Annotated in this window: 15 protein-coding genes; 14 read left to right on the forward strand and 1 reads right to left on the reverse strand. The window is 63.0% G+C overall.

Annotated features, from left to right (window positions below; translation table 11 throughout):
- Positions 1 to 19: 19 nt before the first annotated feature.
- From LAC81_RS33205 to LAC81_RS33230, 6 genes are read left to right on the forward strand one after another with little or no spacing between them, the layout of a single operon-like run.
- Positions 20 to 961, forward strand: coding sequence for a dioxygenase (locus LAC81_RS33205; protein WP_223728850.1), 942 nt, complete (start codon positions 20 to 22; stop codon positions 959 to 961).
- A 36-nt stretch (positions 962 to 997) separates the two neighbouring features.
- On the forward strand, positions 998 to 1,876 hold the full coding sequence (locus LAC81_RS33210; RefSeq protein WP_223728851.1) for a 3-keto-5-aminohexanoate cleavage protein: 879 nt from the start codon (positions 998 to 1,000) through the stop codon (positions 1,874 to 1,876).
- Positions 1,877 to 1,903: 27 nt separating this feature from the next.
- Positions 1,904 to 2,908 carry a quinone oxidoreductase family protein gene (locus LAC81_RS33215; RefSeq protein ID WP_223728852.1) on the forward strand — a complete coding sequence of 335 codons (1,005 nt, stop codon included), beginning with the start codon at positions 1,904 to 1,906 and terminating at the stop codon, positions 2,906 to 2,908.
- Positions 2,909 to 2,921: 13 nt separating this feature from the next.
- On the forward strand, positions 2,922 to 3,254 hold the full coding sequence (locus LAC81_RS33220) for a cupin domain-containing protein (protein ID WP_043611321.1): 333 nt from the start codon (positions 2,922 to 2,924) through the stop codon (positions 3,252 to 3,254).
- A 24-nt stretch (positions 3,255 to 3,278) separates the two neighbouring features.
- Positions 3,279 to 3,887 carry a gamma carbonic anhydrase family protein gene (locus LAC81_RS33225; protein WP_223728853.1) on the forward strand — a complete coding sequence of 203 codons (609 nt, stop codon included), beginning with the start codon at positions 3,279 to 3,281 and terminating at the stop codon, positions 3,885 to 3,887.
- Positions 3,874 to 4,926: an alpha/beta hydrolase family protein gene (locus LAC81_RS33230; RefSeq protein ID WP_223728854.1), complete on the forward strand. Its 1,053-nt coding sequence runs from the start codon at positions 3,874 to 3,876 to the stop codon at positions 4,924 to 4,926. Before LAC81_RS33225 ends, LAC81_RS33230 begins: the two co-directional genes overlap by 14 nt.
- Before the next feature lie 86 nt (positions 4,927 to 5,012).
- Here LAC81_RS33230 and LAC81_RS33235 read toward each other — a convergent pair whose 3' ends face one another.
- Complete coding sequence (locus tag LAC81_RS33235; RefSeq protein WP_223728855.1) at positions 5,013 to 6,092, reverse strand: NAD/NADP-dependent octopine/nopaline dehydrogenase family protein; 1,080 nt, start codon at positions 6,090 to 6,092, stop codon at positions 5,013 to 5,015.
- A gap of 216 nt (positions 6,093 to 6,308) precedes the next feature.
- Between LAC81_RS33235 and LAC81_RS33240 the strand changes: the two genes are divergently transcribed.
- The 8 genes from LAC81_RS33240 to LAC81_RS33275 all read left to right on the forward strand — a co-directional run bounded on the left by LAC81_RS33240 (position 6,309) and on the right by LAC81_RS33275 (position 14,004).
- Positions 6,309 to 7,298 (forward strand): LysR family transcriptional regulator, encoded by a 990-nt coding sequence (locus LAC81_RS33240; RefSeq protein ID WP_223728856.1) that lies wholly within the window; start codon positions 6,309 to 6,311, stop codon positions 7,296 to 7,298.
- Positions 7,299 to 7,366: 68 nt separating this feature from the next.
- Positions 7,367 to 8,467 carry an extracellular solute-binding protein gene (locus LAC81_RS33245; protein ID WP_223728857.1) on the forward strand — a complete coding sequence of 367 codons (1,101 nt, stop codon included), beginning with the start codon at positions 7,367 to 7,369 and terminating at the stop codon, positions 8,465 to 8,467.
- 76 nt (positions 8,468 to 8,543) lie between these two features.
- Positions 8,544 to 9,524, forward strand: a complete 981-nt coding sequence (locus tag LAC81_RS33250; RefSeq protein ID WP_223728858.1) for an ABC transporter permease — start codon at positions 8,544 to 8,546, stop codon at positions 9,522 to 9,524.
- A 10-nt stretch (positions 9,525 to 9,534) separates the two neighbouring features.
- Positions 9,535 to 10,326: an ABC transporter permease gene (locus tag LAC81_RS33255; protein WP_223728859.1), complete on the forward strand. Its 792-nt coding sequence runs from the start codon at positions 9,535 to 9,537 to the stop codon at positions 10,324 to 10,326.
- A 5-nt stretch (positions 10,327 to 10,331) separates the two neighbouring features.
- Complete coding sequence (locus LAC81_RS33260) at positions 10,332 to 11,402, forward strand: ABC transporter ATP-binding protein (protein WP_223728860.1); 1,071 nt, start codon at positions 10,332 to 10,334, stop codon at positions 11,400 to 11,402.
- A 14-nt stretch (positions 11,403 to 11,416) separates the two neighbouring features.
- On the forward strand, positions 11,417 to 12,886 hold the full coding sequence (locus LAC81_RS33265) for an NAD(P)-binding domain-containing protein (RefSeq protein ID WP_223728861.1): 1,470 nt from the start codon (positions 11,417 to 11,419) through the stop codon (positions 12,884 to 12,886).
- A 31-nt stretch (positions 12,887 to 12,917) separates the two neighbouring features.
- Positions 12,918 to 13,424, forward strand: a complete 507-nt coding sequence (locus LAC81_RS33270; protein ID WP_223728862.1) for a CMD domain-containing protein — start codon at positions 12,918 to 12,920, stop codon at positions 13,422 to 13,424.
- Between the two features lies 1 nt (position 13,425).
- A complete protein-coding gene (locus LAC81_RS33275) occupies positions 13,426 to 14,004 on the forward strand; it encodes a peroxidase-related enzyme (protein ID WP_223728863.1) in 579 nt (192 codons plus the stop codon).
- The last annotated feature ends 12 nt before the right edge of the window (positions 14,005 to 14,016 follow it).

Here is a 14,016-nt window from a genome sequence, read left to right on the forward strand (position 1 = left end):
CGCGGAAAGGAGAACTGGGATGAACAGCCATATCAGCCCCGAGGCAAAACTGATCTCCAAGGAGGCCGACGTCACGCCGACGGTGCTTGCCGCCATGTCGCGCGGCGACGATCCGCGGCTCAAGCAGATCATGGATGCGATGGTCAGGCATTTGCATGCCTTCCTGCTGGAAGCGCGCCCGACCGAGGCGGAGTTCGAATATGCCCTGCGCTGGATCACGGCGGTTGGGCAGGCCACCAACGAAGCCCATAACGAAACCGTGCTAGCCGCCGACGTGCTCGGCGCCTCGACACTGATCGACCTGATCAACAATGACGGCATGCAAGGCGAGACGCTGTCCGCGCTCTTGGGGCCGTTCTATCGCGGCGGCGCCCCGAAATGCTTAAACGGCGACTGCATCGCCCGTTCGGATACGCCGGGATCGCAGCTCTACTTTACGGGGCGGGTGACCGATCCTGCGGGCCGACCCGTCGAAGGGGCGACCCTTGATGTCTGGCAGGCGTCCCCGGTAGGGCTTTACGAGAACCAGGACGAAACGCAGGACGACTTCAACCTGCGCGGCCGGTTCACGACGGACAGCGACGGCAACTTTCACTTCGTGTCGGTGAAGCCCGCAGGCTACCCGGTCCCAACCGACGGGCCGGTCGGCGACCTGTTGCGGGCGCAGAAGCGCACGCCGATGCGTCCTGCCCACATCCACTTCATCGTTTCGGCGCCGGGCTACAAGACCCTCGTCACCCAGATCTTTTCCGACAGTCACGAAGCCCTGGTCAACGACGTGGTCTTCGGCGCGAAGCAGCAGATCGTCGGCAAGTTCTTCCGCCACGTTAGCCCGGATTCCGAATTTCCAGGCGCTGAGGCACCTTTCTACAGCTGCAACTATCATTTCAAGCTGGTGGAGGGCCAATCGATCCTGCCGCTGCCGCCCATCTCCGGAAAGAAGGGGGCACACCATGGCTGAGAGATCGAACGCGCGCTGCGGTGCGGAGGGCATGTAATGCAGCAGAACGTCATCATCACCTGCGCGGTCACGGGCAACCTCACGACGCGGGAGAACCACCCCGGGCTCCCCGTCACGCCGGAAGAGATCGCCAAATCCTGCCTGGAAGCGGCCGATGCCGGTGCGGCAATCGCCCATATCCATGTGCGTGATCCGGTTACCGCGAAGCCTTCCATGGAGCTCGAATATTACCGCGAGGTCGTCGAGCGCATCCGGGCCAAGAACACAGCGCTGATCCTCAACGTCACGACCGGCCCCGGTGGCCGCTACCACCCGAGCGACGATAACCCCGCGGTTGCCGGACCGCGGACCACGCTGATGCGGCCGGAAAAGCGGGTCGAGCACATTGTCGCGCTGAAGCCTGATATCGCCACGCTCGACCTCAACACCATGACCTTCGGGTCGGAAGTGGTCATCAACACGCCCGCCAATGTCAAGATCATGGCCGACATCATCAATGAGGCGGGCTCGAAGCCGGAGCTCGAAGTGTTCGACACCGGGCACATTCAGCTCGCCCACGACCTGTTGAAAGCGGGCGTGTTGAAGTCGCCGGCCATGTTCACGATCGTAACAGGCGTCAAATACGGCTTCCCCTCGACCACCGACGTGATGGCGACCGCGGCCCGGATGCTCCCCGGCGACGCCGTCTGGACCGGCTTCGGCGTCGGGCGAATGTCGTTCCCGATGGCCGTTCAGGCCTATCTGCTCGGCGGTCACGTCCGGGTGGGGCTGGAGGACAACTCCTACATCTCCAAGGGCGTACTGGCCAAAGGCAACGGCGAACTGGTCGAACGGGCAAGGGACCTGATCGAGAAGCTCGGCGGGAGGATCGCCGAGCCCTCCCAGGCCCGTGAGATCCTCGGACTGCGTGCATAAGCATCGATATCTGCAAGGAGGCATAGAATGAACATTCAGGTGGACGCGAAGATCGCCCGGGCGCTGAGGGTGACGGAAAAATCCCCCGATCTCGACAATCTCAAGATCGACGTCGTCGATGTCGCTGTCCCGCGGCCGGGTCCCGGGCAAGTGCTGGTGGAGATCGTGGCGGCGGGGGTCAATCCCAGTGACGTGAAGGCATCGCTCGGACACATGCCGCACGCCGTCTGGCCACGCACGCCGGGTCGCGATTTCGGCGGCATCGTGCGCGAAGGGCCGTCGTCGATGATCGGCATGGAAATCTGGGGCGGCGGCGGCGAGCTTGGCATTACCCAAGACGGCAGTCACGCCAAGTGGATGGTGCTCGACCAGAAGGCCGTGCGCGCCAAGCCTGCGAATTTCACCATGCAGGAAGCGGGCTCGATCGGCGTGCCGTTCATCACCGCCTTTGAGGGCCTGCGCGAGGCCGGCGGCGTGCAGCCGACGGATGTCGTGCTCGTCTGCGGCGGCAACGGCAAAGTCGGGCAGGCGGTGATCCAGCTCGCGACCATGGCCGGCGCCAAAGTCTTTGCGGTCGAGTACAACGAGCAGCCGCTTTTGGCGCACAGCAACGCGCCAGTGGAGATGCTAAACAGCGCCAAGGATGACGTTGCCGCGATCGTGCGCGAGAAGACCGGCGGACATGGTGCCGATATCGTCTTCAATACGGTCGGCAGTCCCTATTTCGAGATCGCCAACAACGCGATGGCAAAGCAGGCGCGCCAAGTGTTCATTTCCACTTTCGACCGCGCCGTGCCCTTCGATATCTTCAACTTCTTCCGCGGCCGCCACAAATATATCGGCATCGACACGCTGGCGCTGTCCTCGGTCGAGGGCGCGCGCATCTTCGACAAGCTCAAGCCGAAGTTCGAAGAGGGCAAGCTGAAGCCGTTCCCGATCAATCCGGCGACCGTCTATGGCTTTGCCGATGCCGCCAAGGCCTATGCCTCGGTGCTGCGCGGCACCCCCGAGCGCGTGCTGCTGGTGCCCTGAGGAGGAGGCGACGATGCAGGTGACGCGCTACGGCGAGGCCAGATCCTATGAGGCGCCGGAGCACTACGGCATGCACTGCCTGCGGCTCCAGGGAAAGGAGGCGACGGTTACCGATACGATCTGGATCGGCTTGTCGCACCTCCTGCCTGGCGGTCACACGTCGCTGAAGGACGCCGCGGTCGAGAAGATCTACATCGTCGTTGCCGGCGAAGTGACGGTCGAAACCGGCAGCGAGAGCGTCACGCTCGGCTTTCTCGACAGTTGCCGCCTGGCGCCCGGCGAGGCGCGTGCGCTGGTCAACCGCACCAATGCGCCGGCGTCCATCCTGCTCGCCATGCCGACCTGAGCGTCGCAGAACGGAGAATCTTGGATGGTTTCAACGGGTCTTTACCGGCTGGGCGCGCGTGCGCCACGCGTTCCCGCCAGCGGTCGATTTTACGTCGCGCCCGGTGCCGTGGTGATCGGCGACGTGCGGCTCGGCGAGGATGTCAGCATCTGGTTCAACGCCGTCTTGCGCGGCGACAACGAGCCGATCATTCTTCGGCGCGGCTGTAACGTGCAGGACGGGTGCGTCGTCCACACCGATCCGGGTTATCCCGTGGAAGTCGGCGAGGATGTCACCGTCGGACACAACGCTACCATTCACGGATGCCGGATCGGCAAGGGCAGTCTCGTCGGCATGGGGGCAACGATCCTGAACGGCGCGCAGATCGGAGAGAGATGCCTGATCGGTGCCGGCGCCTTGGTGCGGGAGAACATGGTCGTCCCGGATGGCTCGCTGGTCCTTGGGGTTCCCGCCCAGATCGTCCGCACGCTCGACGCGAAAGTGGCCGAGGGCCTGTCGACCGGGGCGCAGCGATACCGTGCGAAGGCGCAGAGCTACCCTGGGGACCTTCAACCGGTATCCGTCGGGCAAGCAACGCCGGGTACAGACGAAGGCAATGACATCATGCGGGAGGATATGCATGACGCAGAATGAGAACCGACTGGTCAGTGTCGTCGAGCACTGGCTCCCGCGCATGGAGGTGGCCGGGATCCCGTCGGCAACGGCACGCGCCGTCATCGAGCGCGCCGGCGTCTGGCAGAACTGGCTTGCCACCTGGAGCGAGGAAGGCGAGCGTCACGCGGAACTCGGCGCTGCGGCTCATGCTGCCGGCCGCAACGTGACCGCCGGCGAGGCCTATGCCCGCGCCAGCCTCTTCTATCATTTCGGACAGTTCATGGCTTTCGAGGACCTTGAGGCAAAGGCGAGGGCGGCCGCGCGAAAGGTGGAACTCTACCGTCTCGCAACACCCTTGCTCGATCCGCCGGCTGAGATGATCGCCGTTCCCTTCGAAGATGGAGAACTCCGGGCCGTTCTTCGCGTGCCGACCGGAGACGGCAGGCACCCGCTGGCGCTGATCATCCCTGGCTCGGATTCGACCAAGGAGGAATTTCCGGCCTTCGAGCGGCATTTTCATGCCCGCGGCGTTGCGACCCTGTCGCTCGACGGCCCCGGCCAGGGCGAGGGCCGTTCGATGGGCGCCCTGCGTCCGGATATCGGCCCGGCCGTCGAGGCGGCCCTCCGGTCGGTGGCGGCGCATCCGCGCCTGTCGGGCAAGGTCGCGCTCGTCGGCATGGCCTTCGGCGGCTTTCTCGCGCTACGCGCCGCCGCGTCCGTGCCGACGCTTGCCGGTGTCGTCTCCATCAACGGCTTCTTCGATCTCGGCGGTTTCTGGGATGCGCTGCCGCAGGTCTATCGCGACAACATGCGCTTCTCGCTCGGGGGCGCGGACGTTCGCGAACGGGCCGACCGCTTCACCCTGGCGCGCTGCCCGCCGCCGACTATCCCGGCCCTCATCCTTCACGGCGGACGCGACAAGATCTTCCCACCCTCCGAGGCGGTGAAGTGTGCCGACATCTGCACAGGCGGGGCCGAACTGCACATCTTCGAGGACGGCAACCACGTCTGCAACAACATCCCCTGGCTCTATCGCCCGCTTGTCGCCGATTGGGTGGCGGAGCGCTTGAACCGATAGCGGCCACTTGCCCCATTAATGCTGCCACCACGGCCGGCTCGCCGACCGAGCCCGCCGGACCGGCCCGTCGCATTCGCGCACCGGCCTCACGCCGACGGCCACTCCTCGCAGAGCGCCACCAGGGCCGTCGGCGAGAGCCTCTCCAGTGCGAGGTCGGGCAAGAGGTCGTTGTCGGTCACCAGATTGCGGCCCATTGCCGCCGAAAACAGACTGGTCCCGGCCTCGTGCAGCAAAGCAGGCTGCCCAACGATGCGGCCGAGAAGGCTGGTCGGCACGAGGCCGAATGGCACATCCTCGTAGATGTAGCGGCTATCGGCCGTTACCGGACCAAATCCGCCGCGCCCCTCGCGGTGCATCTGCTGGTTCATATCCGAAACGGTCCCCTTCGGCACATGGAAGGAGAGCGAAAAGTGCTCCTGAACCGTGCGTACGGAGAGGCCGAAACTCTCGGCTATCCGCAGGCGTTCAAGATCGAGCGCTTCGATCAATTGTCCAACGGCCGGGGTGACGTTTTCGCCCTGTCCCCATTTTTCCCCCTTCTCCATACGCGTGAGGTTCAACAGGGCAATGCCGAGGTGGTTCTGGGGATTGAGGTTCGACAGCGCGATCGCGAGAAGCCCGTCACGCTCGACGAAGCGATCGCCGAAGAGTTCGGTGCACAGCACCTTGCCTTGGCTGGCCGCCGTTTTCGGCAAGGTCGCGACATCGATCTTCTGGCGCACGGTGTTGACCGCAACGCCCGTGCCGTCGGCTTCCTGACGACCGGTCAGAAGTGTCGTGCCCCAGACGATGATGGGCAGGCTCACGCCCCGCTCAGCCAGCCGGCGCGACAGATAGAGGGCGCCGAAGGAACTGTGCGAACTGATGATGACCGGCTGACCGGACTTCAAGTACGGCAGGGCCGCGTCGAATACCAGTCGGTGCCCATTGGCGGGTAGAGCGATGACGACGGCGTCCGCCTCTGAAACGGCTTCGGCACCGCTTTGCGCGATTGCGATTGGCCCGGAAAATTCCACGGCACCGGTCGCAGTGAGTGCCGCCCCTTCCATCAGGCGCCGCGTCCGCACTCCGGATGGCGACCACAGAACCGGCTGATGACCGGCCTTGGCGAGGAATGCCGCCATGCCGAACGCGATCGCGCCCGCGCCGAGAATACCAATACGCATGAAACTCCTCCCGATAGTCCGCTTCAGTCGCTCTCGAGGACCAGCCCTCACGGGTCCTTTGAGATGGACTTGGTTTGCTGTTGTCCGAGGAGATGCCGCTTGAGCGGATTTTCTACGAACGGCCCCAACAAAGAAAACTTGTCTTTTGTCACTAGCGCATAGAATGCGTTTTATGCACTATGAGTCAATCACAATGCATGGAGCGCATGATAGTCCATGGAAGTTCGCGACCTCGAGGCGTTTCTCGCAGTCATGTCGACAGGCAGCATCACCGGTGCTGCCCGGATGCTCGACCGATCGCAATCGCAGGTGACGCGCCTTATTCAGGATCTGGAAATTTCGCTCGGCTTTGCGCTGTTCGAACGGAACGGCCCGAAGATTAGCCCGACCGACAAGGGCATTGCCTTTCATGACGATGCGGAGCGTTTCGTCAGCGGCATCGGCCACCTGCGCAACCGCGCCAAGGCGATCGCAGGAAAGGAACCAGAACCAATCGAGATTGCCGCAACGCCGGCCTTTGCGAGCGGCATCATCCCGATCGCGCTTGCGGAATTGCCGGAACACCTGCTGCCGCACACGATCAATCTGCGCAGTATGCCGGCGGAGGCCGCCGTGCAGTCGGTCTTTGCGCGCACCGCGGATTTCTGCGTGACCTCACTCCCAGCCGATCAGCCAGGGCTGGAGGTGCAGGGGTTCTTCGAGGGGCGCTGCGTGGCTGCTCTGGCGCCGCATGATCCGCTGGCCGCGAAGGATGTGATCTCGATCGCCGATCTCGCAGGCCGCACGCTCATAACCATGGCCAATCCGTTTCGTCTGCGCCGCCGCATCGATGAAGCACTGGAGGCGGCGAACGTGCGGCCCAATCGCGTCATCGCGACCAATGCCGCCAACAATGCCGTGCAGATGGCGTCGCTCGGTCTCGGTATCGCGATTATCGAGCCGGCCACGGCCTATGGGCTGCCATCGGCACCCGTCGTGGTGCGACCTCTCGATGTCGAAGTTCCGTTCCTCTGGGCGATCCTGTCGGCGGCCTCGCGTCCGCTCTCGGCCGGCGTCCAGGAATTGGTCCAGCGCATCGCGCGGATCGCCTCGGAGCGCATGCCGGACTTCACCGTCCACGATCCGCGACAGATGGCGCGTATCGCCGAAAGAACCTTCGCCGGCCGCAATGCCGGCGATGGCACGCTGCCGGGCAACCGGCAGTGAAATAAAGGGGAGCAAAAGCTCGACATGCCCGAGAACGAAAACTGAGCTCGTAAAATGAGGAGAACCAAATGAAAAACTTGGACGTAACCCGCCGCTCGACCTTGAAACTGCTGGCGACCGGCGCGGGCGTATTGGCCGCGCCGTCGATCATCCGCCCTGCCTTTGCCCAGAGCAAGGTCGTCAACATCACGACCTATGACAAATTCGTCCCGCAGTCCTTCATCGACCAGTTCCAGAAGGATACGGGCATTGAGGTCCGCATCCGCCTGACCGACGACCAGGGAAAGCAGTACAACCTGCTGACCGCCGAAGGTGCTGCTCCTTCCACTGATATCGTGACCGTTACCGGCCATCGCCTGTCGCAGTTCATGAAGTCGAACCTGCTGGCGTCGCTCGACACCGCGCGGCTGAAGAACTGGGACAAGCTCGCCGCAGCCTACAAGGGTGCGCCGCAGCTCACCGTCGACGGCAAGACCTTCGGCGTGCCCTTGCTTGCGGGCTTCGAAGGTCTCGTGCGCAATACGGAATACGCCAAGGCCTCCGATAGCTGGAGCATCATGTTCGATGACGAGAACAAGAATCTGACGTCCTACATCGTCAGCGACTTCCTCTCCATCGTCATGCGCTACCAGGGCAACGACGGCGACTATGTGACCTATGGCGACAAGCCCGATGTGGCGCAGACCGCAACCAACCAGGCCCGCGATTTCCTCATCCAGCACAAGGACAAGGTGCGCAAATACTACGATGCCGGCTCCGAGCTGCAGCAGATGTTCGTCAACGAGGACATCTACCTGGCGCAGGCGTGGTCCGGTCCGGCTGCCAAGCTCGTCATGGACGGCCATCCGATCGAAATCTCGGTTCCGAAGGAGGGGACCTTCGGCTTCCTCTATTCGTTCAACGTCGTCAACAACGCGCCGAACGCGGATGCGGCCTACACCTTCCTCGACGCAATCCTGTCGTCGCCGGAGATCGGCGCAGCGATGACGCGCCAGTCCGGCTTCTCCTCCGCCTTCGAAGGGGTCGACAAGGTGCTTGACGACAAGGAGCGTGCCGCCCTGGCGCTGCCGCCGGAACAAGTCGAACGCATCCAGTTCTTCAGCTCGGTCAACCGCGACATGAAGAACGACATGATCGACAAGGCCACCGCGGAGATCAAGGCCGCCTGACGGTTGCAGAGGGGAGACCGGTCTTCCGGCCGGTCTCCCCTCAACAATGGACTCTTCCAGAGCCGGGAACAAAAGAATGCTGGATACGACAACGCAACCGGGACCCGTCGGTTTGTCGACGGCGCCGCACTATGCCGGGTGGATCGGCAGGGCGGCGAATTCGGGGCTATATCGCAACACGATCGGGCTTCTCGTCGATAGCCGACGCGTGCGTCTTGCCGTGCTTGCAGGCGTGCCGCTTCTGTGGATTGCCATGCTGCACATCGGACCCATCCTGCAGATGGCCAATATCAGCCTTCTCGCCAATTATCCGCCGCAGCCCGACAAAAGCAGCGAATACACGCTTGCGAATTACGGGCTGTTCTTTTCCGATCGGCTCTACTTTTTGCCCTTTGTCCGCAGCCTGGTTTTCGCAGCGGTGGTCACGATCTCGACCCTGGTGATCGTCTATCCAGTTGCCTACTATGTAGCGAAAGTCGTGCAGCCGAAGAACCGGATGCGCGCCCTGTTGCTGCTGCTCATACCCTTTTGGGCCGGTGAACTGATCCGCACCTTCTCGGTCATCATGCTGCTTGCCAATCGCGGAGCGCTGAATGTGCTTCTGAGAGAGTTCGGTTTCATCGACCGGCCGATCCCGATGCTTTACACCTTCTTCTCGCTGAGCTTCGGCGTCATCTACCTGCTTGCGCTCTACATGCTCCTGCCGCTCTATTCGGCGATCGAGAAGATCCCGACGCCGCTGATCCAGGCGGCCGCCGATCTCGGGGCCGGACCCTTCCAGCGGTTCCGCCGGGTCATCCTGCCGCTCTCCAAGGATGGCATCGTCTCCGGTTGCAGCCTCGTCTATCTGACCGCCGTCGGCGTCTTCGCCGCGCCGCTGCTGCTCGGCGGTCCCAATTCGGTCATCTTCCCCGAAGTCATCGCGACTCTGTTTCACGGGTCGAACGACAAATGGCCGGAGGGCGCCGCCTTTTCGATGATCATGCTCGTGGTGTCGCTGACCACCGTCGGGCTTTTCATGCGGATCGTCGGTGGCCGCTCGGTCCGGCTGATGTGAGGGCGGGCTGATGCGAACCTATTTCAACGACCTTCCGAAAACCGCACTCGGCGCGTCCTATTGGATCTTCGCCGTCTATCTGGTCTTGCCGCTGGCGCTGATGACGGCGATGAGCTTCAAGGACGCGAACTTTATCGCTTTCCCGATCGGCAACTGGACGCTCTCCTGGTACGGCAAGGTGGTTCAGGACAAGCAGTTCCTCGAAGCCTCGCTCTATTCGATCGGCATAGCACTCGCCACCACGATCTCGGCGACGATCATCGGTGTCTGGATCGCACTGCTCGTGTCGGCGGAAAACATATGGGGCAAGGCGGTCATTTTCGCACTTGCCTGTCTGCCCGCCGTCGTGCCGGGGCTGATCAACGCGATCTCGATGCGCATCTTCATCCGCACCGTCGACATTCCGACCGGAACCTTCGCGATCATTCTGGCTCATGCGGTTCATGCCGTGCCGTTCGTCGTCATCATGGTTTTGACGCGGCTACGGTCGATGCCGGCAAACCTGGTGGATGCGGCGCGCGATCTCGGCGCCGATCCCTTCATCGCCTTCCTCCGCGTTACCATCCCCTATCTGATGCCGGCGCTCTTCGGCGGCATGATCTTTTGCGTGCTGACCAGCATCGACGACTTCGTCCGCACCTTCTTCCTCGGCGGCTACCAGCCGACGCTGCCCATGCTGATCTTTGCCAAGGTTCAAGGCGGCATGTCGCCGGAGATCAACGCCATGGCGACCATCGTGCTCGTCGTCACGACCGCCATCGGCCTCTATGCCGAGCATTTCACCCGCCGTTCCAGGAGCTGACGCAAATGCAGCCTGTCGTCCATTTCAAGAACGTCAACAAGTCCTATGGGGCGCTCACCGCCGTCGATGATCTCGATCTCGCGATCGCGCCCGGCCAGTTCGTCACGCTGCTCGGCCCATCCGGCTGCGGCAAGTCGACGACGCTGCGCATGCTCGGCGGCTTCGACAATCCGACTTCGGGGGAGATCTACCTCGAAGGCAAACCGATCTCGCACCTGCCGCCGAACAAGCGCAACGTCAATATCGTCTTCCAGGACTACGCGCTCTTCCCGCACCTGACGGTTGGCCGCAACATCGCCTTCGGCCTGGAATTGAAGGGTATGGAGAGCGCCGCGATCCACAAGCGGGTCACCGATCTTCTCTCCCTTGTCTCGCTCCAGGACCATGCCGAGCGGATGCCGGCGCAGCTTTCCGGCGGGCAGCGCCAGCGCGTGGCGCTGATGCGGGCACTGGCACCCGATCCGAACGTGCTCTTGCTCGACGAGCCGCTTTCGGCGCTTGACGCGAAGCTGCGCCAGCAGATGCAGATCGAGCTGAAGTCGATCCAGCAGAAGACCGGCAAGACCTTCATCTTCGTCACCCATGACCAGGAGGAAGCTCTCACCATGTCCGATGTCATCGTGGTGATGAACAAGGGCAGGATCGAGCAGATGGGCGGACCGGACGAGCTCTACGCCCGGCCGCGCAGCCGCTTCGTCGCGGATTTCATTGGTCAGAGCAACTTCCTCGAAGGCACGGTGACCTCGGTTTTCGATGGGGTCGCCGCGATCGAGTGGCGCGGCAATGTCGTGCACGCGGACGTGAACGGGACGTCACCGATCCCCGGAGACCACGCCACGATTGCTCTGCGTCCGGAGGCGGTTTTCTGCCTGTCGCGCAAGCCCGAGGACCGTCCGTCGTTGAAAGGGCGCATCGATCAGCGTGTCTTCAAGGGCGCCCACACGTCGCTGAGCGTCACGCTCGACAATGGCAGCACACTCGTGGCGCAGATCGATCCGGTGGCGCTTTCGCATATCGAAGGGGACGACGTCTGGGTGGGGTGGCGCGACCGCGATGCCGTCTTGCTGGCGAAGTGAAAGGAAGATCGGGTATGACCGACAGTCAAAAGCAGCAACGGCTTGCCACCCTCAATGCGCGGGTAAGGCAGGATCTGAGTTACCTCAACTATCCGCCGGCCAACTGGTCGAAGCCAGTCACCACCGCGGATGGCGAGCCCGTGAGCGATGTCGTCGTCATTGGCGGCGGCATGTGCGGGCTTGTCGCCTGGCATGCTCTGACGCGCGGCGGTATCGCCAATCTGCGCATCGTCGATCGCGCGCCGAAAGGCCAAGAGGGTCCCTGGGTTACCTATGCGCGCATGGAAACGCTGCGCTCACCGAAGATCCTCCTCGGCCCGGCACTTGGGGTTGCCTCCCTCAGCTTCCGCGCCTGGTTCACGGCACTCCACGGCGAGGCGGAATGGGAGGAGCTGTTCCGCATTCCGCGGCCGATGTGGATGGATTACCTGCGCTGGTACCGCGATGTCATGGACATCCCGGTGGAGAATGACACACACGTCACCCGCGTCGTGCCACGTGCCGACGGCCTGCTGGAACTTGAAATCGCCGATGGTGCAAAGCCTGCGCTCGTCACGCGCAAATTGGTGATGGCGACCGGTCGCGATGGGCTGGGCGAACCGACCATCCCTGACTTCGTCAAGGGCATGAAGCGGCATACCTCCTGGGCGCATTCGGCCGACGAAATCGACTTCGACCGGCTGAGGGGCAAACGCGTCGTCGTCATCGGCGTAGGCGCTTCGGCGGTCGATAATGCCGCCGAGGCGCTGGAGCAGGGGGCAGGGGAGGTGCGGCTTCTTGCCCGCCGCAAGGAGATGCCGACGGTCAACAAGCTGATGGGCATCGGCTCCTATGGCGTCACGGCAGGCTTTGCCGAGATCTCGCCCGAATGGCGTTGGCGACTGATGGATTATGCGGCAAAGCAGCAGACGCCGGCGCCACACAACTCGACGCTCCGCGTCAGCCGGCACCCGAACGCTCACTTCCACTTCGACTGCGGAATCCGCTCGATGAAGGAGGAGGACAGAGAAGTCGTCATCACCACCACCAGCGGCCGCATCTTCCGCACGGACTTCGTCATTCTAGGTACTGGCTTCTCCATCGATCCCTTGAGCCGCAGCGAGCTTGCCCCCTATCAGGACCAGATCGCCTGCTGGGAGGATCGGTATACGCCACCGGCAGGGGAGGACAACCCCGGACTTGGCCGCTTCCCCTGGCTGAACGGAGACTTCTCCTTCACCGAGAAGGAACCGGGAGCGGCCCCCTGGCTGAAGGACATCCACTGCTTCAACTACGGCGCATCCGTCAGTGTCGGCAAGGTCAGCGGCGACATCCCGGCCATCAGCGAGGGCGCCCTGTGGTTGGCGCGCGGGGTTGCCGCTTCGCTCTTCATTCGTGACGTCGACTACCATTGGGAAGCGCTGATCGCCTACGAAAAGCCGGAGCTCGACGGGACCGAATGGGTGGATGCCGACGCGCCGACGCCGGCACAGAAGACGGCCTGAACCTCCCGTGTTTCAGATGACAGGAAAACCAATGACCGCTCTACCGACCAATGACGTGATCGACACTGTTCTCGGACTCGATCGTTTCCCTGATCTCCAGGCGCTACGCCAACAACGGGCGAAGCTGAAGCACTTGAGCCAGACGAGCTATCAGGCCGCCCTCCGTCCTGCCGATCCGCGCAATTTCTCCTATGCGCTCAGAGCCGCGCTTGCGGCGCGCATGGCGGCACTCTGGAAGTCGCAGGAGCTTTCCGCGCATTTCCGGACGTTGCTCGAAAGCGAGGAGGGGGGATCCGCCCTTTTGCCGATCGCCGATCCCGGCCACGGAGCCATCGTTGCCGATCCGCGGCTTGACGCGATGCTGGCCCATGTCGACCTGGTGACGCTCTCCCCGAAGGAAGCGACGCGTGCCAATGTCGAAAAGCTTTCCGCAGCAGGTCTCGACGACCGGGACATCGTCACGCTCGCCGGTCTCATCGCCTTCGTCAACTATCAGGTGCTGGTGGTGGCCGGCCTCAAGATGCTGAGGGACAACTGAGATGTCGCAAGCCGTACACGAATTCACCGTCGAGGCGCTCGACTGGAAGCCCTATGTCAAGCCGGTCGATCTCAAGACCGCCACCCCCGAGCAGCTCGACGCGCTGAAGATCACGCCGTCCAACAAGAAGATTTCGGACTATGTGCTGGTTCTCGCCAACGAGCCGGAAACCCTGAAGGAGCGCACGCCGCTTTTCAACGACATCATGTATAGCGAGGGCGGGCTTTCCCGCGGTGGCCGCGAGATCGGCGCGCTTGCCGCATCCTTCGTCAACCACTGCATCTATTGCGCCTCGGTCCACGCGGCACGCTACATCCAGCTCGAAAAGCGGCCGGAGGTGGTGGACGAAATCTATGGCAGCGGCCTTGACGCGAACCTGCCGGAGTTCGAGCAGGCGCTATTCAATTTCGGCGTCGACCTGACAGCCCATCCCGACAATGTCGGCGCCTACCAGTTCTACCACTTGCGTGAGATCGGCCTCGATGATCTCGAGATCCTTGATCTCATCCATGCGGTCGCGATCTTCGGCTGGGCCAACCGGCTGATGCATACGCTCGGCGAACCACACCGGCTGGATTAAGTGAAACAAACG

Source organism: Ensifer adhaerens (assembly GCF_020035535.1).
Taxonomy (GTDB): Bacteria; Pseudomonadota; Alphaproteobacteria; order Rhizobiales; family Rhizobiaceae; genus Ensifer.